The sequence below is a fragment of the Paenibacillus paludis genome (assembly GCF_042610515.1).
GTDB lineage: Bacteria > Bacillota > Bacilli > Paenibacillales > Paenibacillaceae > Paenibacillus_AQ.
In genome coordinates this window covers 1-19,660 of record NZ_JBGJZP010000008.1, presented here as the reverse complement: position 1 = coordinate 19,660, position 19,660 = coordinate 1, and the positions used below count along the sequence as shown (strand labels likewise).

At 48.6% G+C, this 19,660-nt stretch carries 25 protein-coding genes and 1 tRNA gene; 18 read left to right on the top strand and 8 right to left on the bottom strand.

Annotated features, from left to right (window positions below):
* The first annotated feature begins 77 nt into the window (after nt 1-77).
* Nucleotides 78-1,094 (top strand): S66 family peptidase, encoded by a 1,017-nt coding sequence (locus tag ACAN56_RS16970; protein WP_038593648.1) that lies wholly within the window; start codon nt 78-80, stop codon nt 1,092-1,094.
* Between the two features lie 44 nt (nt 1,095-1,138).
* On the opposite strand, the gene ACAN56_RS16965 is transcribed toward ACAN56_RS16970, so the two are convergent.
* Nucleotides 1,139-1,594: a GreA/GreB family elongation factor gene (locus ACAN56_RS16965; protein WP_038593645.1), complete on the bottom strand. Its 456-nt coding sequence runs from the start codon at nt 1,592-1,594 to the stop codon at nt 1,139-1,141.
* 425 nt (nt 1,595-2,019) lie between these two features.
* Between ACAN56_RS16965 and ACAN56_RS16960 the strand changes: the two genes are divergently transcribed.
* Entirely contained in the window at nt 2,020-2,214 is a 195-nt protein-coding gene (locus ACAN56_RS16960; RefSeq protein WP_038593642.1) for a sporulation protein Cse60, read from the top strand.
* Nucleotides 2,215-2,379: 165 nt separating this feature from the next.
* Here ACAN56_RS16960 and ACAN56_RS16955 read toward each other — a convergent pair whose 3' ends face one another.
* The 4 genes from ACAN56_RS16955 to ACAN56_RS16940 form a co-directional block, all read right to left on the bottom strand.
* Complete coding sequence (locus tag ACAN56_RS16955) at nt 2,380-2,667, bottom strand: YxcD family protein (RefSeq protein WP_038593639.1); 288 nt, start codon at nt 2,665-2,667, stop codon at nt 2,380-2,382.
* Nucleotides 2,667-3,083: a hypothetical protein gene (locus ACAN56_RS16950; RefSeq protein WP_038600100.1), complete on the bottom strand. Its 417-nt coding sequence runs from the start codon at nt 3,081-3,083 to the stop codon at nt 2,667-2,669. Before ACAN56_RS16950 ends, ACAN56_RS16955 begins: the two co-directional genes overlap by 1 nt.
* A 182-nt stretch (nt 3,084-3,265) precedes the next feature.
* A complete protein-coding gene (locus ACAN56_RS16945; RefSeq protein ID WP_038593636.1) occupies nt 3,266-3,844 on the bottom strand; it encodes a beta-class carbonic anhydrase in 579 nt (192 codons plus the stop codon).
* 129 nt (nt 3,845-3,973) lie between these two features.
* Nucleotides 3,974-4,345, bottom strand: a complete 372-nt coding sequence (locus ACAN56_RS16940) for an iron-sulfur cluster biosynthesis family protein (protein ID WP_340897781.1) — start codon at nt 4,343-4,345, stop codon at nt 3,974-3,976.
* Nucleotides 4,346-4,480: 135 nt separating this feature from the next.
* Between ACAN56_RS16940 and ACAN56_RS16935 the strand changes: the two genes are divergently transcribed.
* The 8 genes from ACAN56_RS16935 to trmD all read left to right on the top strand — a co-directional run bounded on the left by ACAN56_RS16935 (nt 4,481) and on the right by trmD (nt 11,090).
* A complete protein-coding gene (locus ACAN56_RS16935) occupies nt 4,481-5,998 on the top strand; it encodes a carboxypeptidase M32 (protein ID WP_340897782.1) in 1,518 nt (505 codons plus the stop codon).
* 81 nt (nt 5,999-6,079) lie between these two features.
* A complete protein-coding gene (gene trhA / locus ACAN56_RS16930) occupies nt 6,080-6,727 on the top strand; it encodes a PAQR family membrane homeostasis protein TrhA (protein WP_038593630.1) in 648 nt (215 codons plus the stop codon).
* A 148-nt stretch (nt 6,728-6,875) separates the two neighbouring features.
* Nucleotides 6,876-7,232, top strand: coding sequence for a putative DNA-binding protein (locus tag ACAN56_RS16925; RefSeq protein ID WP_038593628.1), 357 nt, complete (start codon nt 6,876-6,878; stop codon nt 7,230-7,232).
* Between the two features lie 21 nt (nt 7,233-7,253).
* A complete protein-coding gene (gene ffh / locus ACAN56_RS16920; RefSeq protein WP_038593625.1) occupies nt 7,254-8,645 on the top strand; it encodes a signal recognition particle protein in 1,392 nt (463 codons plus the stop codon).
* A 356-nt stretch (nt 8,646-9,001) separates the two neighbouring features.
* Nucleotides 9,002-9,274: a 30S ribosomal protein S16 gene (gene rpsP / locus ACAN56_RS16915; RefSeq protein ID WP_036688604.1), complete on the top strand. Its 273-nt coding sequence runs from the start codon at nt 9,002-9,004 to the stop codon at nt 9,272-9,274.
* A 22-nt stretch (nt 9,275-9,296) separates the two neighbouring features.
* Entirely contained in the window at nt 9,297-9,527 is a 231-nt protein-coding gene (locus ACAN56_RS16910; protein WP_038593622.1) for a KH domain-containing protein, read from the top strand.
* Between the two features lie 166 nt (nt 9,528-9,693).
* Nucleotides 9,694-10,218 carry a ribosome maturation factor RimM gene (rimM, locus tag ACAN56_RS16905; RefSeq protein ID WP_038593619.1) on the top strand — a complete coding sequence of 175 codons (525 nt, stop codon included), beginning with the start codon at nt 9,694-9,696 and terminating at the stop codon, nt 10,216-10,218.
* Nucleotides 10,218-11,090, top strand: a complete 873-nt coding sequence (gene trmD / locus ACAN56_RS16900) for a tRNA (guanosine(37)-N1)-methyltransferase TrmD (RefSeq protein WP_038600097.1) — start codon at nt 10,218-10,220, stop codon at nt 11,088-11,090. Before rimM ends, trmD begins: the two co-directional genes overlap by 1 nt.
* 747 nt (nt 11,091-11,837) lie before the next feature.
* On the opposite strand, the gene ACAN56_RS16895 is transcribed toward trmD, so the two are convergent.
* Nucleotides 11,838-12,203 carry a YhjD family protein gene (locus ACAN56_RS16895; protein ID WP_038593616.1) on the bottom strand — a complete coding sequence of 122 codons (366 nt, stop codon included), beginning with the start codon at nt 12,201-12,203 and terminating at the stop codon, nt 11,838-11,840.
* Nucleotides 12,204-12,402: 199 nt separating this feature from the next.
* Between ACAN56_RS16895 and ACAN56_RS16890 the strand changes: the two genes are divergently transcribed.
* Nucleotides 12,403-12,476 (top strand) — tRNA-Pro (locus ACAN56_RS16890).
* Between the two features lie 162 nt (nt 12,477-12,638).
* On the opposite strand, the gene ACAN56_RS16885 is transcribed toward ACAN56_RS16890, so the two are convergent.
* Nucleotides 12,639-12,836 carry a hypothetical protein gene (locus tag ACAN56_RS16885; protein ID WP_038593613.1) on the bottom strand — a complete coding sequence of 66 codons (198 nt, stop codon included), beginning with the start codon at nt 12,834-12,836 and terminating at the stop codon, nt 12,639-12,641.
* A 211-nt stretch (nt 12,837-13,047) separates the two neighbouring features.
* Between ACAN56_RS16885 and ACAN56_RS16880 the strand changes: the two genes are divergently transcribed.
* Nucleotides 13,048-13,296 carry an LSm family protein gene (locus ACAN56_RS16880; RefSeq protein WP_038593610.1) on the top strand — a complete coding sequence of 83 codons (249 nt, stop codon included), beginning with the start codon at nt 13,048-13,050 and terminating at the stop codon, nt 13,294-13,296.
* 88 nt (nt 13,297-13,384) lie between these two features.
* Here the strand turns inward: ACAN56_RS16880 and ACAN56_RS16875 are convergent, their stop codons facing one another.
* Nucleotides 13,385-14,395 carry a DUF4097 family beta strand repeat-containing protein gene (locus tag ACAN56_RS16875; RefSeq protein WP_038593607.1) on the bottom strand — a complete coding sequence of 337 codons (1,011 nt, stop codon included), beginning with the start codon at nt 14,393-14,395 and terminating at the stop codon, nt 13,385-13,387.
* Nucleotides 14,396-14,727: 332 nt separating this feature from the next.
* Between ACAN56_RS16875 and ACAN56_RS16870 the strand changes: the two genes are divergently transcribed.
* The 6 genes from ACAN56_RS16870 to ACAN56_RS16845 form a co-directional block, all read left to right on the top strand.
* Nucleotides 14,728-15,015 carry a hypothetical protein gene (locus ACAN56_RS16870; protein WP_038593604.1) on the top strand — a complete coding sequence of 96 codons (288 nt, stop codon included), beginning with the start codon at nt 14,728-14,730 and terminating at the stop codon, nt 15,013-15,015.
* 141 nt (nt 15,016-15,156) lie between these two features.
* Nucleotides 15,157-15,501 (top strand): 50S ribosomal protein L19, encoded by a 345-nt coding sequence (gene rplS, locus ACAN56_RS16865; RefSeq protein WP_038593601.1) that lies wholly within the window; start codon nt 15,157-15,159, stop codon nt 15,499-15,501.
* Nucleotides 15,502-15,718: 217 nt separating this feature from the next.
* Nucleotides 15,719-16,339: a signal peptidase I gene (gene lepB / locus ACAN56_RS16860; RefSeq protein ID WP_038593598.1), complete on the top strand. Its 621-nt coding sequence runs from the start codon at nt 15,719-15,721 to the stop codon at nt 16,337-16,339.
* Nucleotides 16,340-16,368: 29 nt separating this feature from the next.
* Nucleotides 16,369-17,229 (top strand): ribosome biogenesis GTPase YlqF, encoded by an 861-nt coding sequence (gene ylqF, locus ACAN56_RS16855; RefSeq protein ID WP_038593595.1) that lies wholly within the window; start codon nt 16,369-16,371, stop codon nt 17,227-17,229.
* A 217-nt stretch (nt 17,230-17,446) separates the two neighbouring features.
* The gene (gene rnhB / locus ACAN56_RS16850; protein ID WP_038593593.1) at nt 17,447-18,058 is read left to right on the top strand and encodes a ribonuclease HII; all 612 of its coding nucleotides are present in this window, start codon (nt 17,447-17,449) and stop codon (nt 18,056-18,058) included.
* 60 nt (nt 18,059-18,118) lie between these two features.
* A partial coding sequence (locus tag ACAN56_RS16845) for a hypothetical protein (protein ID WP_379144335.1) occupies nt 18,119-19,660 on the top strand: 1,542 nt, incomplete at its 3' end.

Genomic DNA, 19,660 nt, shown 5'->3' with positions numbered 1-19,660 from the left:
AAATCCGGGCTTTCGAAGACTGGCTATTCGATGTAGAATCAAAGGTGGATTGCGGGAATTTTTTCAGGAGGTAGAAAATGATTACATACCCTTTATTGAACGACGGGGCAGCGATCGGTGTGACGGCTTCTTCATATGGCGTAAGTCCACTAGACCGTAAGCTGTTCGAGCAAGCCTGTGAGCGGATGAAAGAAAAAGGATACCGGGTGCATTGCGGCGAGACGGTATTTAAACAGAATAAAGCCAAATCAGCTTCAGGCAAAACACGTGCCGAGGAATTTAACTCCATGATGCAGGATGACGCCATCGACCTTATCATTCCGCCATGGGGCGGGGAATTGTTGATTGAAATGCTGGAATATATAGATTTCAGCCTGGTGCAGGAGAAATGGATATTGGGTTTTTCCGATATCAGTCTGCTGCTGCTTGCCATTACGCTGCAGACGGGTCTGGCAACAGCGCACGGTCCAAGCCTGGCAGATCTGAGAGGGAAGCAAACCGATAACACTACAGCTATGTGGCAAAAGGTAATGTCCACGACCCGTGGAGGTTCGATTATGCAGAAATCTTCAGCAAAGTATCAGCAGGAGGGGGGAGTGGACGTCAATTCCCCCTTTATCTTTCATTTGGATGAGCCGACGGTTTGGAAATCGGTGACTGCTGGTGAAGTAACACTGTCCGGACGTTTGCTTGGCGGATGCATAGATGTGATCCGGCATATTATCGGGACACCTTTCGGAAATGTGCAGTATTTTCAGCAGAATATGATTCACAACGAACCGATCCTGTGGTATTTGGAGAATTGTGAATTGAACACGGTGGATTTGCGCCGGTCTTTGGTGCAGATGAAACTGGCTGGCTGGTTCGAGCATTGCTCCGGTATTATGTTCGGGAGAAGCGGTGCCAATCGTCCGGTGGACAGCTATACGGTGGAGGATTGTTACAAAGAGTTGTCTGAGGAGCTTCAATTGCCGGTAATCTATGATGTTGACTTCGGCCATGTTCCGCCGCAGCTCACTTTAATCAACGGGGCGTATGCGGAGGTGAAGGTGCAGAACGGTGCAGGGACAATTACCCAGTACTTTAAAGATTAGCGGAAAATGATTAAGGGACAGCCCGGCGGCTGCCCCTTTTTTGTTCAGACTGCTGAATCCACTTCGCCGCTATTCTCAAAGCTGATGTTGTCAATCATGACAGAGATTTTTCCTGAAGGGACTTCAAGCTCATACTCATGATTGCGCTGGGCCATCAGCAGCTGCATACCCAGTGGCGACAGCCAGGAAATCTTCCCTTCGGCCGGGTCGGTGTATGCAGGGAACACAATGGTATAGGTGTCTATATAACCATCCGCCAAATAGCGGAGGTCCAGCCGGCTTCCAATCAATACACTCGAGCATAGTTTCTCTTCACTATAGTCTGATAGAAGTTGCTCTAGAACAGTGCAGTAGCGGTTAATCAGTTCCTCCGCCTGTTTTCTCTGAGGATGTTTGCCAGGGTAATAATGATTGAGAAATCCATTTCTCTCTTCATCAAAATATAACAGCTGCTTTACCAGTTGAGTCCGGGAGGTTTGCAGTAGAAGACTATGGTTCATAGTAGATTTCACCCCCTCTAAGAAAAACATCCCCTGCTGCCATCTTGTAATTCGTAATCATGTCCAGCCCTCCTCAAAATTTGGTGTACCGCCCTTAAAAAAGGGTGTGCAAATAGAGATCTCCTTAAATGGAAACCTTCACAACAGTATATCAGCTTCTCAGCAGAGAACCAAACGATTGTTACACAGGGCTGCCATGGATTTTTTCATAATTATGGAGTGAAAACATTTGACCCTTCTCCCATTGGATGTTAAGCTTGACTGATATTAAGGCATTTCGCAGTTTACTGCGAAGTGCCTTGCTGTATGTTTAGAGGTTTCTTACATTAAATGTTACCAGAGGAGTGATGCGCCATGAGCACTTCATTGTTTTCTTATATAGAATTCGAACTATCAAATAATTACATCTATTAAAGGAGAATATTATGATTCAAGTTAAAGAGTTTGTAGATGCGGATAATTCCTATGCTGAAAATAAGGCAAATGAATTTCTGATGGGATTGCAGGAAGAACAAGTAGTGAAGGTGTGCTACGGTTCCGTAGTCAAATCTTCGCGGGACGGGGCGGAGCATCAACGGAGCACCATTCTGATTGTGTATAAGACGAATGAAAAGCTATAACTGGAGTTTGTTTTTTACGTGGTTGTCCGCCCTTTCCACGTTATGTATTGTGATCATCTTACTTTATCATGCGTTCAGCATTTAGCCGTTCACATTAACGGGAGAACAATAAAGGGACAGCCCGGAGGCTGTCCCTTTATTTGTTGGAATACTGCGAAAATAAGATTAGGTGCTGACAATTGCCGTTATTTCTTCATCTAGCTCCAGTCTGAGATCTTCGCGGTAAGCCCGGATGCCATACTCACTGTGCATATAGCGGAGGATCGCTTCAGTTATATTGGATTCCACCAGGTATTGGCTTCGGCCTTGAATCCACACCTCTGCGCTGTACCCGGTATCTTCCTCCCAACTGAGCTCTACCTGAACATCTTCCACACGGACTGCCTTGCGTTCAGCCATATGCAGGCAGAGGGCGTTAATAATTTCATCCATGCTTAGAACAGTTGTTGGCATTAGTAACGGCCATCCCTTTCTTCAAGCCTGCGTCTTTCTTTTCTGCGGCGGAAGAAGGACATGATCAGTACCACTACAAGATAGATGGCAAGCATATTAATCATTAGGCCAAGGAAATTCCCGAAAGCGCCCATTCCGCCGAACATGCCCCCGAAGAGGAAGCCGGCGATTCCGCCGATCATCAGGCCTTTCATCAAGCTGCCTCCGCTGAAGAATCCGCGTTTTGCAGTGCCGGTTGTTGTTCCTTTGGTGCTATCGCTTTTTTTCACATTATTGGTTGTAGATTTCTTTGGAGTGGTGGTGAATCCGCGGGTTCCGGATTTAAAGCCGCCTCCACGTCGTGCATCCGCAAAGTCAGGAGCGGTTACGGCAAAAAACAGGGTAAAGGCCATTACAATCATCATTACGCGTTTCATGGGTTTCATTGAGTACAAGTACCCTCCTAAAGGTTGTCTTGGATTTGTAGTGTCTGTCCGGTAATACGTAGTATGCCCTAGGAGGTTTCAATTTTAATATAATAATTTAGAGATTAAATGCCGGAATACAAATTATGGCCAAAAAAAAGTGCGTGGATCCAGGATCCACGCAAACAGCAGTTTCAGAGAGTTGCTTTGTTCTCCACATACCCGTCCGAGACAAGCTCAAGCGCTCCGGTTGCCGGATCGATGATCATGCCGTGCACAGGCACGTTTGGGGGGAGTAAGGGGTGGCGCTTGATCAGCTCCACAGTTTGAATTACCCCTTCCTCCACATTGTCAAACCCTCGCAGCCACTTGGTTAATTTAATCCCTGAGTTCTCCAGGGTCGAAAGGACCTGTTCGGAAACGCCGCGCTCTTTGATCGAGTTGATCATCTTGTCTGCATTCAGCGAAGCCATGCCGCATTCGTAATGGCCGACCACAATAACTTCGTCCGCATCCAGCTCGTATAACGCGACCATTACGCTCCGCATTACGCTGCCGAAGGGCTGGGAAATGATCGCACCGGCATTTTTAATGATTTTGACATCACCGTTTTTGAAATTCATCGCTTTGGGCAGCAGCTCTACGAGCCGGGTGTCCATGCAAGTGATGATCAGCATTTTTTTATCAGGGAAGCGGCTGGTCAGATAGGCTTCGTATTCTTTTTTCTCGACAAACTGTTTGTTGAACTCCAGGATATTTGTAATTTGAGTCATGACCATGCTTCCTCCTAAAAGTTTTGTGAGCATAGCTTCCTAGGTTTACTTCGTGCAAAACTTGCCTCGGAAGCATACACTATGTTTTGTGAGCATAGCTTCCTGTGTTTAGGAATATATGCTTAAGGGTTAACGGGGAGTTACTTCGCAAGTAATTCCAGCCCCTGGCTGGGGTACTTCGGTATTGCGCAAATCTCTTACAAGAATATTCTTGCCATAAATCTGTGAATGACTGTCCAGCTTGAACGAAGAGAACCGCTCCTCGGCATCAAGCCGCATTTGCGCTTCATAAAAGATCTCCTGCTGGCGGCTGATGATAAAAGGCAACTCGTCTGCATCAATGGAAACATCGCCGGATTGTGCTTCATTAACGATCAGCAGAACATTGATTCCGTCGCAGCCGCAACCCTCCGTATCATAAAAGAGTTTAAAAAGCCCCGGCTGATCCCCAAGCCTTTCCTTCAGCTTCCTCTCGGCCAGAGGTGTAATCTGAATCTTCATGTTCTGTTCACACTCCTATCGGCTTAATGATAAAGTATTTCAAATTAGAGATGTAAGGCTCTGAAGTTGATTATACTTATTTAAAAAAGTATCATCAAGAGGAGACGCTAAAACAGAGAAAGCAGGTGCTCGGATATGGAACAGACGGTTAAAGAAGAGTGGGAGAAATTTGAAGAGCTATTATTAAAAATCAGCGGGTATTCTGAAACAATCGGACTTTTGCATTGGGATCTGCGTACAGGCGCACCTCGTAAAGGGGTGGAGATCCGTTCGGGTACGATCGGCATGCTTAGCGGAGAACTGTTCAGACTCCAGACTTCGCCGGAAATGGGAGAGTTCACTGAATTTTTCAGCCGCCCGGCTGTCAGCAGCCAGCTAAGCGACAACCAGAACAAAATCGTGAAAGATTGCCGCAAAGAGTTCGAGCGCAGCAAGAGCATTCCATCCAAGAGATTTGAGGAATATTCGGTTCTGTCGGCTCATTCGCAAACCGTGTGGGAAGAAGCCAAGGATAGCAATGATTTTGCCTCCTTTGAGCCGTTCTTAAGCCGGATTGTTGCCTTTAAGCAGGAGTTCATTGATTATTGGGGTGTCAAAGGCACCCGATACGATACGCTGCTGGATATGTACGAACCAGATCTGACCACCGAAAAAGTCGATGGGATCTTCGATCGTCTGCGCAGCCGCCTTGTTCCGCTGGTGGAAGCCATCAATGCTTCGACTAACAAGCCGGACACGAAATTCCTGAGTGAAATCTATGCCAAAGAGCAACAGGAGAAATTCGGCCTCTTTGTTCTGGGGCAGATGGGCTATGACTTTGAAGCGGGCCGACTGGATGAAAGTGTACATCCTTTTGCAACCGGGCTGAATCCAGGCGATGTGCGCATCACTACCAACTATTTGCTGGACAACGTTACTAGTGCTATTTTCAGCTCGCTCCATGAGGGCGGACATGCTCTGTATGAGCAAAACATCAGCAAGGCTCTGGTCGGCACACCGCTGGCTCAAGGGGCATCTATGGGCATCCATGAATCCCAGTCGAGACTGTGGGAGAATATGATCGGCCGCAGCCGGGCCTTCTGGCAGCGTTATTACGGCGATCTGCAGCAGCATTTCCCTGAACAGCTGACAAATGTGGAAGTGGAAGATTTCTACCGTGCGATCAACAGTGTGGCGAATTCCTTCATCCGCATCGAAGCCGATGAGCTGACTTATAACCTGCACATTATCGTCCGTTATGAAATCGAGAAGCTGATCTTTAATGAAGGTCTGGAAGTGAAGGATCTGCCAAAAGTATGGAATGCCAAATATCAGGAATACCTCGGCATTACACCGCCGACCGATGCGCTTGGCGTACTGCAGGATGTCCATTGGTCCGGCGGTGACTTTGGTTATTTTGCCTCATACTCCCTTGGTAATATGTATGCTGCGCAAATTTTGAACACTCTGCGCAAAGAGCTGCCGGAATTTGATGCTCTGATCGCCGAAGGCAATCTGCTGCCAATTAAGGAATGGCTTACAGACAAGATCTACCGGTACGGTTCGGCGCTGACGCCTTCACAAATTATCGAACAGGTGACCGGCGAACCGCTGAACCCGGATTATCTGGCTGACTATCTTGAGGCGAAATATACGGAGCTTTACAAGCTGTAAATCCCAAATGAGGCTATAGGCTGGAATGAGTTCCGGGAAAACGATATAATAGAAGGAAACCGCAAACGGAAGGATTTTATTATGGCAAACACGCATACTTACAGCCGCAGGGAAGAGGTAGCCAATGCAATTACTCATGGTATAGGTACGGTACTGAGTGTAGCTGCACTTGTCCTGCTTGTTGTATTTGCCAGTCTGAAGGGGACTGCTTGGCATGTAGTCAGCTTTTCCATTTATGGAACGACGATGCTGCTTCTGTATCTGAATTCCACACTGGTTCATAGTCTCAGGGAGGGCAAAGCGAAGGATCTGTTCGAATTCTTTGACCACTCCTCGATTTATCTGTTTATTGCCGGTACCTATACACCATTTTTGCTGGTAGCCATTCGTGGCACGCTTGGATGGAGCCTGTTCGGCATTATCTGGGGAGTGGCATTCTTCGGAGTATTGTTCAAGGCCTACTTCGTCAAAAGGTTTCTGTTCATGTCCACTGTCTTCTACATTGCGATGGGCTGGCTGATTGTGATCGCCTGGAATCCTTTATCGGCTGTAGTGGCCGGAGGGGGCATGACACTGCTGATGGCAGGTGGAATATTGTACACGCTGGGGACCATCTTTTATGTATGGAGAGGTTTCCCGTACCACCACGCCATCTGGCATGTGTTTGTACTGGCGGGAAGTGTGACCCACTTTTTCGCGGTGCTGATTTACCTGCTTCCCATCCGTTAATTCAGAGCATTTCGGGACAGAAATTAGGGTTTGGGCACAAAGAATAAGATGACAAGCAAAAAGGCTTGACATCTTTCTTTGTTTTCGGTATCATAAGGGACGTTGTGAAGCTGTAAAGTGTTTTTCCTTGACGAAGGGAGTGCCCTTAATGAGTCAGGAGAATAGGCTCGAGAAAACTAACCGGATTAACTTGTTATTTGCTTTCTATGAACGCCTGCTTACTGACAAGCAGCAAACGTTTCTTAAATATTATTTCCACGATGATTTCTCACTCGGAGAGATCGCCGCGGAATTTGAAATCAGCCGCCAAGCCGTTTATGAACATATTAAACGTGCGGAGCAAGTGCTGGAGAATTATGAAGAGAAGCTTGGGCTTCTTGCCAAGCATGAAGACCGCAACCGATATTTAGAAGAACTGCGCAGACTGCCGGACAATGGGATGCTGCCTGAGCAATATAAACAGCGGTTCACGGATATCCTGGATCGTTTGCAGAGGTTAGAGTAGCATGAAGGGAGACAGCCGCATATGGCGTTTGAAGGTTTAACCGGAAGATTGCAGAATGTGTTCAGCAAGCTGCGCGGCAAAGGAAAAGTAACTGAAGATGACGTCAACGAAGCGATGCGTGAAGTGCGGCTGGCGCTTCTGGAAGCCGATGTTAACTTCAAAGTAGTCAAGGACTTCGTGTCCAAGGTGAAGGAGAAGTCGATCGGCAAGGAAGTGATGGACAGCTTTACTCCCGGCATGGTCATCATTGATATCGTTAACAAGGAATTAACCGACCTGATGGGTGGAAGCCAAGCGAAGCTGGCCAAGTCCAATAAGCCGCCGACAGTCATTATGATGGCGGGTCTGCAAGGGGCCGGTAAGACGACCACTTCAGGCAAGCTGGCCAAGCTGCTGCAGAAGGGCAATCACCGTCCTTTGCTTGTAGCGGGCGATATTTACCGGCCGGCTGCAATCAAGCAGCTGCAGGTGCTGGGCGAACAAATTAAGGTTCCAGTATTCTCTCTGGGAGATCAGACGAGCCCGGTGGAGATTGCCAGACAAGCGGTCCAGCACGCGAAGGACAACGGACTGGATTATGTGATCATCGATACTGCAGGCCGCCTGCATATTGATGAAGAGCTGATGGAAGAGCTGAAGCAGATCCATAACGTCGTGAATCCTGACGAGGTGCTGCTTGTAGTGGATGCCATGACAGGTCAGGATGCTGTAAATGTAGCCGACAGCTTCAACAAGCAGCTTGAGCTTACCGGCGTAGTGCTGACGAAGCTCGACGGCGACAGCCGCGGTGGTGCGGCATTGTCCGTCAAAGCCGTAACCGGCACTCCGATCAAATTCGCCGCACTGGGCGAGAAGATCGATGCGCTGGAGCCGTTCCACCCGGAACGGATGGCTTCACGGATTCTCGGCATGGGCGATATGCTCTCCTTGATCGAGAAGGCTCAGGCCAACATTGATACCGAAAAAGCGAAGGAAATGGAACGTAAGATGCGTAATGCGGAATTTACGTTCGACGATTTCCTGGAGCAGATGGATCAGGTCAAGAAGCTTGGTCCGATCGACCAGATTCTCGACATGCTGCCTGGCATGAATAAAGCCAAAGGCATGAAGGACCTGAAGGTCGACGACAAGCAGATGGGCCGCGTCGAAGCAATTGTTCATTCGATGACCAAAGCGGAGAAAGCCCAGCCAGAGATCATCAATCATAACCGCCGCAAGCGCATCGCCGCAGGCAGCGGAACCAACGTAGCCGAGGTTAACCGTCTCATCAAGCAGTTCGATGAAATGCGCAAAATGATGAAGCAGTTCTCCGGTATGATGGGCGGCGGCGGCGGTAAGGGCGGTAAGAAAAACGCCATGAAGCAGCTTAAGAGCCTTGGCGGCGGCAAGGGTATGAAGTTCCCTTTCCGTTGATTTAAGAAGAGTTTGCCTTTGGTAGTTTCTAATAGATCAGACATTGTACAACATCAGATGATCAAGAGGGTCTTAATCTTTTGATCTTAATCTTTTGATCTAAAGAGTTTGTAAAACCAGTTCCCTAGTACCGCCCGTTGTTAAGCGGGTCCCGCCAGGGACGAAAAGCGGTCCTGCTCTAACTATCCCAGGTCCCGCCAGTCTGAATGCCCACGCCAATTGCACTTAGCCGGGTGTCCAGAGGGCAGAGCCCTTGGGGCCCTCCCTTGGCTAAGGGAGGGTTTGGGAGGGATCGAAAAAAGGTTTCCGGCAAACTCTTCCCAATCTTTCGATATTCTTTTAAGGAGGTGAATTTCGTGGCAGTACGTATTCGTTTGAAAAGAATGGGTGCACATAAAGCGCCTTTCTATCGTGTAGTGGTTTCCGATTCCCGGTCCCCTCGTGACGGTCGTTTCATCGAGGAAATCGGTTATTATAATCCGATTGAACAACCGGCAGTAGTTAAGATCGATGAGGAAAAAGCTCTTAAATGGCTTCAAACAGGTGCACAAGCATCTGATACCGTCCGCAACTTGCTTTCCAAAGCAGGCGTGATGAAGAAGTTCCATGAGCTGAAGCAACAGAAATAATGACTGATTGCGAGGGTCCTCTATGGAAGAATTAGTTGGTGTTATTGCTAAGGCTTTAGTGGATCATCCAGAAGATGTGATCGTGCGGACTGTAGAGAAGGATCACCTGATTGTATATGAGCTCTCCGTACATCCTGATGATGTCGGCAAGGTCATTGGCAAGCAGGGGCGGATCGCCAAAGCGCTTCGCACAGTAGTCACATCTGCAGCAGTCAAGAGCGATAAACGCGTTACCGTGGATATTTTATCTTAATGGATGCGTTCAATGAGGGGCTAGGGATAGTATATCCCGGCTCCTTTTTGTTCAAATATAGCAGTATAGATTAATGTACAAAGAACCAAAATAGGCGTTGCCGTGCCATTTATGTACGAGTCCTATTGCAGCAGTAACGCTGATAATATTTGAAGGAGAGGATTATATGACGGAAGAGTTAACCGTAGGCAGGCTGGTCAATACCCACGGCATTCGCGGGGAGGTCAAGATTTTATCGCATACCGATTTTCCGGATGTCCGCTTTGCACCGGGCAAAAAGCTGCTGCTTATCCCCGCTGATGGAAGTCCGAAATTCGAGGTGATCGTGGAATCCGCCAAAGAGCATAAAGGGATGTTCATTGCCAAACTGAAGGGCTATACCAACATCAATCAGATCGAGAAATATAAAGGCAGCCTGCTTAAGGTTCCTAGTGATGATCTGGTCGAGCTTCCGGAAAATGAATATTACTTCCACCACATCGTTGGCTGCGAAGTATACACTGATGAGGATGGAAGCCAGCCGCTGGGCACGATTACAGACATCCTGCAGCCTGGAGCCAACGACGTCTGGGTTGTGAAGCCGGCCAAAGGACAGGATATTCTTATTCCGGTCATCAATGATGTAGTGCTTGACGTGGATATTGCAGCCCAGAAAATCACCGTTCACCTGATGGAAGGACTATTGCCATGATGAGAATTGATGTGCTGACGCTCTTCCCGGAAATGTGTGAGGGTGTATTTGGCACAAGTATTCTTGGCAAAGCACGTGAAAAAGGTATCGTCTCCCTAAACGCAGTCAATTTCCGTGATTTCTCAGGCAACAAGCATAACAGTGTGGATGACACGCCCTATGGCGGAGGGGGAGGGATGGTGCTGAAGCCTGACCCAATCTTTGCTGCCGTGGAACATGTGCTGGGCATCTCGCAGGACGGAGTACAAGCTGAGGAGACCACCGCGGGGAGTTTTCCCGAAAGCGACGATGTAAACGGAGATGAGCGCCAGCATGGTACTGGAGCAATAGTGGAACGTACGTCTGCTTCTCCTGTGAAACCGCGTATTATCCTTATGTGCCCGCAGGGAAAACAATATAACCAGCACATCGCCGAGGAATTGGCCCAGGAGCAGCATCTGATCTTTATCTGTGGCCATTATGAAGGTTATGATGAACGGATCAGAGAGCATCTCGTAACGGATGAGCTGTCCATTGGGGATTACGTGCTGACTGGTGGTGAGCTGCCCGCCCTGACGGTCATCGATTCGGTGGTGCGGCTGCAGCCCGGGGCCCTCGGAAATGAAACCTCAGCGATAACAGATTCGTTCAGCACCGGCCTGCTAGAGTATCCGCATTATACGCGTCCGGCTGAGTTTCGGGGATGGAAGGTGCCGGATATGCTGTTGAGCGGTCACCATGCCAATATCGAAATATGGCGGCGTGAGCAGGCTCTGGAACGAACCCTGGAGCGGAGACCGGATCTTCTGGATACCGCCGAATTAACGGTGAAGGATAAGAAAACACTGGAGCGTTTGCGCCAGCAGCAGAACAAGCCTGAACAAAATAATTAATGGCACAAGGCATATCACACGTCTTTTTAACGTATATTACGTTGAGGAGGCGTTTTTTGTTATGTAGTGATTAATTTAACAGACACATAAGCTTCACAAAAAAATAAGAGCAAATGTGCGTAGTTATCCTTTTTTTAGGGTAATAAATAGAGGTGCCGCAATAAGATATGCAGCTTAGATGCAGCTAGCTTAACAATTGAAAGGAATGAACTGAAAGTGACTACGAATACGCGTGAAGAATTTAAACCGGACGTGGACACTGTCCACAAGGAAGCGGAGCCGCTCCGCACAGTAAGCGATATTATCGATTTTTATACGAATCGTAAATCGTAACCCCCTTTTTTGAGTAGAGAACAGACCCTGGCAACAGGTCCAATAGGAGAAGTGCTATAGTAATAGCAGCAGTAACCCAAAAAAACCATTAGAACAGACGGATCAATGACCCGCTGCTTTAATGGTTTTTTACATGAAAAAGACCGTCCGAAGACGGTCTCTCTACCCGAGGCGCTGTTTTATTACTTTGATCCGTATCCCGCGCCACCAAAGCCAGTTGTTCAGCCGTTGGTCCGGGTAAGGGATACGTTCAGCATGTCATGCTTGATGTGAACGCACCTCCTTTCCTTGTGCCAAGAGTATAGCATAACGTAATTTAAAAATCTATAAAATTTTAAGAATATATTAAAAACTATTTTCACAGAAGAAAGCATTGCTTTGATGAGAACCCGGAGATCTGCGCTTATTTTCGTTTTAGAACGTCAATAGCCGCCGCATAAGGTCCGCAGCTTCCTCTGCAACCTCGGCATCCGGGATTGCTAAGTCACCGATGCCAGCCTGGCATTGATAACGAATCCGCAACGTGCCATCTATGTGCTGTTTTTCTATAATGCTAATTCCGCTCTGATGTGCCTGCGCCTTTATCATGAGCTCTTCTTGCGTTAATCTTTCCCGGGCCTGTGTCAGCCACGCGACGTACGGGTCAAGTGTGTGCATCGAGAGGAATATCTGGGAGTCCCGTTCGAAGGCGGCTTTCACCATCGGAAGGATCGTGTAAGGACGGATGAAGTTGCGGACTTCTGCGGTGATAGATGCGGGTGAGTTGCGTGTTGCGGACATTACAGTGCCTCCGTTCGATTGCGAATGTATGTTCGCATTATATCGCATGTGAACAAGTTTGTACAGGTGCGCGTTATTTTATTGCATAGGTGCACGGCCATACGCTATAATAAACGCGAGATTGGTAAAAAGCTGTGACGACCGTATGGGCAATCGTTGACAGAACGTGATAATGGCGCGGAAGTTACGGAGTAGCCGTCGGGGTATAGCGCAGCCTGGTAGCGCGCACCCTTGGGGTGGGTGAGGTCGCAGGTTCAAATCCTGTTACTCCGATAAGACACTAAAAAAACCGCTTCATACGGATTCAAGATTCCGTATGAAGCGGTTTTTTGTCCAAATATAAGAATTTATATGCTTCACGCTATAAACTATCCTTCTATTTCTCGCTGAAACGGATACCGTCCTTTTGAGGACGGCAAAGCCGTTTCCACTTGGTTATCGTCGCTCTAGTACTTCACTGTCACTGCGGGTAAGCTTAATGATCCCAGTAACCAATGCATATAATGCAACAACCGTGAGTACGATAATGGCCCAGACGTAGTTTCTTACTGTGTAAGTAAGTGATGCAAAGATTAGGAACAAGGCGATGCGCAGTATTCCCTCGTTAATAAAATTTCTCCCTGCTGTACTCATGATTCATGCCTCCTTAAGTTCGGATTAGTACATATACAAGCCCGTAAGCGCTTTACTGTTTGTAATCTTATTATAAACCTTTTCCAACGAAAAAGACACACATTGTTCACAAGTTATTTATTTCACATATATTTCACAATGGTAACTTAGCCGTTACCGGCTAATCCCTCCAGTCATAATATAAATCATTACAGTAAAGGAGGAGTTACGGGTGGAAGCATATTATAATTGTCTGCAATGCAAAAACAAAAGGGTACGGATTATGACAACCGATGGAAAACAGCATGAAGGTATCATCGTGGATGTGGATCGGAACAATGTCTATCTGAAAACGAAGGGCAACGGAAAAATGAAAACCTCGGCATTTTACCCAGGCAATTATTACGGTGGTTTTTATGGGTACGGCAGTGAAATTTTAACTTTAAGCTTGTTTACACTGCTGGCAATCGCGCTGATCTAAAAGGCGAAAAAGTGGGCCTCCCTAATCTGGGAAGCCCACTTTTTGCGTATATACGTAAATTTTGATATTCGGTTCGGTGTCTTTCATTTTAGTTCTGTATGGAGATGGAGCCGATTTCCGTGGATAGGGACAATAGCGGTCCACCCCCGTTTAAATCATGTTTGCCCGAACCTGTACCGGAAATATGTCCAAGCTCACTGGAGGCCTCCACGGTGCATTTGAGACTGCTGTCCAAAGAGGCGGATATTTTACCTATGTCACTTTTAGCTTTGAGACTGCTGCCGTTTTTCATCTCATTGATATTTAGCTCGATGCTTCCGGTATCTGTCTCTACCTTGGACTTGCCGGTGACTTCAACATCCCGGAGTGTGATGGCTCCAACATCGCTCGAAATGTCAAAGGTTCCCTGCAACTGGCTCAGCTCAATAGAACCTACATCATTATTGATTTCAAATCTGTCGACACTAGCTGGAAGCTCAATCAGGTAGTTGATGCTGAAATCTGAATAGCCGTATTTTTTGTGTGCCCAGGACCATAAATCCTTTTTGGGACTGTCCTTGGCATAGGTGGATACTTTAAGCTCGTCACCGCTAATTTTTACAGATACTTCAGCATTATCAAACAACTCTGGAGCATATTTGCTGGAGGCATGATGGGCTACAATAGTAGCGGTTACGTTGACAGTATTTCCTGTAGAGGAGATGACCTCAACCTCACCCACTGCATTGTCCAGGGTAAGTGTAGAGGAAGACCCCACTTTCGAGGTGGCAACAAGTTCTTTGCTGACACTGTCGGCTGTGATCTGTTCTGCCACGACGGACGCAGTATTCTGAACGGCTTGATGCACATTTTCCATGGCTTCTCCGATATCCTGCCCTAAATCTGCTGCTGCTTCACTGATTTCCTGCCCGAGTTCACTAGAGAATTCTTCAAACTCCCCATTGCTGTCAGCAACTTCCTGTTGGGAGTTGCCGGATAAGCGCTGTTCAAGTTGATTATCGGCAGCTTCCTTGCCAGGTAGTTCTCTGCAGCCGGCTAATAGTACAATGGAGAAAACAGCCAGTGCTGCAATCTTTGCTGGTTTATAATTTTTTTTCAAATGGAGCCCCTCCTAAAAGTCTGTATATTGCTTATGTATAATCGTTATTATATATTATGGTAAATAATTGAATAACAGGCTGGAGACCGGTTGCTGTGCTGGACTAAAGTCCAGTACCTATGGGCGCGACTACAAATCAATAAACGATTGTGTTAAAATTAGCTGTAGATGAAAGGTTCAGTAAAGCTGAAACGGCGGGTTGGAAATCAGAGCAATGGAAGTGTAGAAGTGTAACGGAGCCTGGCAGCAGAAAACAGACCGACTCTCAGGCACCACGAAGGGCGGTCTATTACTATTTTGACTGTAAAAAGTCAAGGGAGCGGATGAGCCTGATGCGATATGCAGCAATCCTGATCGTATTGTTATTTGTTGTGGTTGTTTACTGGCTGTTTAACAGACGGCATAAGAGGGCCGGAAGTCCAAAGACTGCAACGGCCAGCAATGTGATCTCGATGGACAGACACCGCAAAGCTAAGCAGAGTTCCACGGATCAGCTCTGTTCCTCATGCAAGAAGAGAAACGGCAAACTTATCTTTTATGCCCAGGATAATGGAAGCGTAGTCGGACTATGCAAGGATTGCAAAACCAAAGCCCAAAAGAAGGATATGCTGCCGCTCTAAAAATATAGTTGTATTAGCCTACTCTTTATGTTATTATTATTTCTGTTGTGTGGAATACGGTGGTCCTCTGCGGATAATGAGGGAGAGCGATGGTCTCTCCGGAAGAGGCATGAACACCTGTACGGAAGGAGGAAGTCCTAAATGAATATCCTACAAGCAATTACGCAAGAACAAATCCGCAAAGATATCCCGAGTTTTCGCCCGGGTGACACTTTGAAGGTACACGTAAAAGTTATCGAAGGAACTCGTGAACGGATCCAGTTGTTCGAAGGCGTTGTAATCAAACGTCGCGGCGGTGGAATTGGTGAGACTTTTACGGTTCGTAAAATTTCTTACGGTGTTGGTGTGGAAAGAACTTTCCCAATCAACTCGCCTAAACTCGAGAAAATCGAAGTGGCTCGCCGTGGTAAAGTTCGTCGTGCGAAGCTCTACTATCTTCGTGAACTGCGCGGTAAAGCTGCAAGAATTAAAGAAATCCGTCGCTAGAATAGTGACAAAGGAAAGGGGCTTGAGTTCAAGCCCCTTTCGTTTATTCTTGTTGCTATATCCGGTTCTTCTCGACCCCAATAATGGACATTGAAATAGTTGCCTTAGGATCAGCTTCTCCGAAAAGGCCTCCTGAAGGAGTAATCGTGGAGGGGTTTTTGGCAGGAGTTTTTTTGTGTTGTATAGTGAGTATAGGATGAAGAGAGGACGGTGAATTATGCAGCAGGATTTGCAGCAGGGACAAGGGGAGATCGTGGAGTCCGGCGGACAGAACCCCAAGAAACAGAAGAATGAAGTATTGGAATGGATTAAAGCGATAGCAATTGCATTGGTTCTGGTAATTCTGATACGATGGCTTTTATTTAAGCCGTTTATTGTGGATGGACCTTCCATGAAGCCTAATTTCCATACCGGTGAACGGGTAATTGTAAATGAAATCTTGTATGACATCCGCTCTCCGCAGCGTGGCGAGGTGATTGTGTTTCATGTGCCTTCAGAGGGCAAGGACTTCATCAAGCGCGTAATTGGAGTGGCTGGAGATACGGTGAAAGTCGAAGGGGATGTCGTTACAGTTAACGGTGAACCTGTGAACGAAACTTACATTCAAGGCGCGATTGATGAAGCGCATAATAATAATGCTTTGTACAATAATAAAAATTTCCCTAACGAAGATTTTACTGACGGCACAGTGCCCGAAGGACATGTATTCGTAATGGGGGATAACCGCTCAGACAGTACAGACAGCCGGATGATCGGTTATGTGCCGCTTGGTGATATTGTAGGCCGTGCAGATCTGATTTTTTGGCCGGTCAAAGACATTTCAGTAATTAACCATTAAGCTGACAGAAGTCAAAGGAGGTGACGGCAATGGCCATTCAATGGTTTCCGGGTCATATGACGAAGGCTAGACGGCAAATTGAGGATAAGCTGAAGCTGATAGATGTTGCAATAGAACTGCTCGATTCCCGTCTGCCGCTTTCCAGCCGCAATCCGATGATTGACGATATTTTACGGGACAAGCCGAGATTGATTATTCTGAATAAAGCAGATTTGGCTGATCCAGAAGCGACGCGTAAATGGTTGTCGTACTTCAAAGCCCAGGGGCATGTCGCCCATCCTGTAGATGCGTCTACCGGAACAGGTGTGAAGGAAATCCCTGAACAGGTTAAGCTGCTGCTGAAGGAGAAGATTGATCGGCAAATTGCCAAGGGGATGAATCCGCGGGCGATGCGCGCGCTGATCGTGGGGATTCCCAATGTGGGCAAATCGACTCTAATTAACCGGATGGCAGGCAAGAGCATCGCTGCAACCGGTGATCGTCCAGGGGTCACAAAGGGCCAGCAATGGATCAAAACGGGCGGAAATCTGGAACTTCTGGATACCCCGGGTATTCTGTGGCCAAAGTTCGAGGATCAGGATGTAGGCTACCGCCTTGCGGTAACCGGAGCTATTAAAGAGGAGATTCTGAACGTCGAGGATATCGCCTTTTATGCTGTCAAATATCTGGTCTCGGATTATGGTTCCCGGTTTAAGGAACGCTTCGGGATTGATAAGCTTCCTGAGGATCTGGAGAACCCCGATGAGATCGTTGCCGTTCTGGAAGCGATAGGGCGTAAACGTGGCTGCCTCATCAGTGGCGGGCGAGTGGATCTGGAGAAGGCATCACGTACGTTACTCCATGAACTGCGGGCAGGAAAGCTTGGAACCTTTACCCTGGAGATGCCTTAAGCACGGTAAAATAATGATTGGATTATAAGCCATCCACTTTTTGGGGTGGCTCTTTTTGTTGTCTTTGTTTTGAAGCATGATTGAAATGGGTCCTATGCAGATTTATTTTATTAACTTAAAGAGGGATGCCCCCTGAAGGCTTCATATGATAAGCTAAACAGCAGTAGGATTGAATATAAGTGAAACTGGCGGTGGATGAACAGTGAGTACTGCAGATATGTTGTTATACGAAAAAGAAGGCTGGGAGCAGTCGTTTTGCCGGATTGCCGGTGTAGATGAGGTGGGCAGAGGCTGTCTGTTCGGGGATGTTGTCGCCGCAGCGGTGATATTGCCAGAAGGACTTATTATAGAGGGTGTTGACGATTCAAAGAAGCTGAGCGCCAAGAAGAGAGATGTTTTGTTTGAGCTCATTATGGAGCAAGCGCTGGCGGTTGGTGTTGGCCACGTTGACTCTGCGGTGATTGATGAAATTAACATTAAACAGGCTTCGCGGCTGGCGATGAAGAAGGCGGTGGAGGGCTTGAGCCATACGCCGGATTACATGCTAATAGATGCGGAAAAAGTGGATCTGCCGTTTCCTCAGCGTTCAATTATTAAAGGAGATGCCAATAGTCAATCTATAGCTGCGGCATCCATTGTGGCGAAGGTGACCCGTGACCGGCTCTGTGAAGGCTTGTGGGAGGAATTATACCCGGACTATGGGATTAAAATACATAAAGGCTACGCGACCAAGCTTCACCGCGAGCAAATTGTGGCCCTGGGGCCAACGCCTATGCACCGGCGGAGCTTCATCAGCCGGATATTGGCGGAGCAGCAGACGTTATTTTAAAAAAAGAACTCAAATGTCGATATACTAAGAAGACATTAAACGAAGGGAGGAGAAAACGGCATGAATATCGGATCTTTGATTCGAGGATTGCTCGGAGACAGTAAACCGGGAGAAGCCAAGTCTTTGGAACTGAAGGAAGGCCAGGTCGTTCGTGGTGTAGTCCTCAGTGTGTCGGAATCCGGCAAAGAAGCGGTCGTACAGATCCAAGGCACGCCTGTCCGTGCGGAGCTGGAAACTCCGCTGCAGCCTGGACAAACCTTAAATCTGCAGGTTGCGCCTCCGGGTGAGGGCGGGCTGCCCGTATTGAAGCCGGTCTCCCTTGGCGAATCAGCTCTTGCATCATCTCAGAGCATGGGGGAGGCACTGGAATCACTTGGGCTGTCAGATTCCAAGGCAGGACGGGAGATTATTCAGGCCATGCAATCAGGAGGCCTGCCCCTGACCAAAGAGACGGCGGCGAAGCTCGATGCGGTGATGAACGCCAAGCCGCAGGGCGTGCCTACTTCGGAGTGGCTGGAAGCGGCAGTGATCTCGGTGAAACGGGGACTGCCTGTGACAGCGGAGAGCGTGAAGGGGCTGCAGCAGGCTGTGTTTGGTCCGAAACTGCATGAATTGCTGACCAAGCTTGAAACGGAGCTTACGCTCTGGGCACAGCAGGAAAGTGAAGGGGAGGGTGGAAAGGCCATAGTTGGTTCGGAGAAGCTTACGGCTCCTTCCGGATCTGCTGCCCCTTCTTCTACCGGCAATACTGGTACTGGTCTTGCTGTGGCAGGCGGAGAGCTTGATGTTGATCCGGCAGCGGTTAAAGCTGCCCTAGCGGCTTCTGCTATGCCGGACGAAGCTGCTGACGGGGCCAAACCAGCTGTGCAGTCTACGGCAGCGCAGGCTGGCGCAGGGAAGGGTGAACAGGCTGCGGCAGCGATGGCCGCGAACACACCCGAAGCCGAAGGTACTAATCCTGAAGCCGCAGCCAAGAACGTGGCAGGTACTGCTGCGGCTGTGCCGGCAGACAACGAATCTGCCGACGCGGGTGTTCTCCCTAAGGCAGCAAATGCGGCTTCAGGGAGTTCGGCTGAAGGAGCTGACACGCAGAATCCTGCGGCGCGGCTGAAAGAGAGTGGAGCAGATCCTGCAGCGGTACGAATCGGTGCAGGATCTGCCGGATCAGAGGCGGAGCCTGCGGCGAATGCGGCCAAGGCGGGGACCGCAGCTCAGCCGGAGCGTGCGCAAGCTGCCGCAGGCAATGCCGGTGGACCGGCAGCGCAGCAGTCCGGCACGGCGCTGCTAACGAAGCTGCAGGGCGTGCTCAGCGAGCTGCGCGGCACACTGCCGCAGCTCGCCGCTTCGCCGCCCGCTAACGTTGCGGGCGGAAGCCCTGCGCCAACGGCAGCTTCTATGCCGGCGGCAGCATCGGCGCAAGCGGCGGCACCAACACCGGCGGCAGTGCCACCACCGGCGGCATTGGCTGCGCCAACGGCGGCAGTGTCAACGCCAGCGGCTGCGCCACCGGCGGCAGTGCCAGCGCCTGCGGCTGCGCCGCCGCAGGGCAATGCAGCCCCGCTGACGCAGGCGGGGCAAACCCAGGCCCCCGCGGCGTCAGCG

Coding starts and splice junctions, on each gene's coding strand:
- ACAN56_RS16870 (WP_038593604.1), top strand. CDS start 14,728: ATGCGATATGCAGCAATCCTGATCGTATTGTTATTTGTTGTGGTTGTT.
- rplS (WP_038593601.1), top strand. CDS start 15,157: ATGAATATCCTACAAGCAATTACGCAAGAACAAATCCGCAAAGATATC.
- trmD (WP_038600097.1), top strand. CDS start 10,218: ATGAGAATTGATGTGCTGACGCTCTTCCCGGAAATGTGTGAGGGTGTA.
- ACAN56_RS16945 (WP_038593636.1), bottom strand. CDS start 3,844: ATGACTCAAATTACAAATATCCTGGAGTTCAACAAACAGTTTGTCGAG.
- ACAN56_RS16940 (WP_340897781.1), bottom strand. CDS start 4,345: ATGAAGATTCAGATTACACCTCTGGCCGAGAGGAAGCTGAAGGAAAGG.
- ACAN56_RS16960 (WP_038593642.1), top strand. CDS start 2,020: ATGATTCAAGTTAAAGAGTTTGTAGATGCGGATAATTCCTATGCTGAA.
- trhA (WP_038593630.1), top strand. CDS start 6,080: ATGGCAAACACGCATACTTACAGCCGCAGGGAAGAGGTAGCCAATGCA.
- ACAN56_RS16935 (WP_340897782.1), top strand. CDS start 4,481: ATGGAACAGACGGTTAAAGAAGAGTGGGAGAAATTTGAAGAGCTATTA.
- ACAN56_RS16965 (WP_038593645.1), bottom strand. CDS start 1,594: ATGAACCATAGTCTTCTACTGCAAACCTCCCGGACTCAACTGGTAAAG.
- lepB (WP_038593598.1), top strand. CDS start 15,719: ATGCAGCAGGATTTGCAGCAGGGACAAGGGGAGATCGTGGAGTCCGGC.
- ACAN56_RS16970 (WP_038593648.1), top strand. CDS start 78: ATGATTACATACCCTTTATTGAACGACGGGGCAGCGATCGGTGTGACG.
- rimM (WP_038593619.1), top strand. CDS start 9,694: ATGACGGAAGAGTTAACCGTAGGCAGGCTGGTCAATACCCACGGCATT.
- ACAN56_RS16910 (WP_038593622.1), top strand. CDS start 9,297: ATGGAAGAATTAGTTGGTGTTATTGCTAAGGCTTTAGTGGATCATCCA.
- ACAN56_RS16955 (WP_038593639.1), bottom strand. CDS start 2,667: ATGCCAACAACTGTTCTAAGCATGGATGAAATTATTAACGCCCTCTGC.
- rnhB (WP_038593593.1), top strand. CDS start 17,447: ATGTTGTTATACGAAAAAGAAGGCTGGGAGCAGTCGTTTTGCCGGATT.
- ffh (WP_038593625.1), top strand. CDS start 7,254: ATGGCGTTTGAAGGTTTAACCGGAAGATTGCAGAATGTGTTCAGCAAG.
- ACAN56_RS16885 (WP_038593613.1), bottom strand. CDS start 12,836: ATGAGTACAGCAGGGAGAAATTTTATTAACGAGGGAATACTGCGCATC.
- ylqF (WP_038593595.1), top strand. CDS start 16,369: ATGGCCATTCAATGGTTTCCGGGTCATATGACGAAGGCTAGACGGCAA.
- ACAN56_RS16925 (WP_038593628.1), top strand. CDS start 6,876: ATGAGTCAGGAGAATAGGCTCGAGAAAACTAACCGGATTAACTTGTTA.
- ACAN56_RS16895 (WP_038593616.1), bottom strand. CDS start 12,203: ATGTCCGCAACACGCAACTCACCCGCATCTATCACCGCAGAAGTCCGC.
- ACAN56_RS16950 (WP_038600100.1), bottom strand. CDS start 3,083: ATGAAACGCGTAATGATGATTGTAATGGCCTTTACCCTGTTTTTTGCC.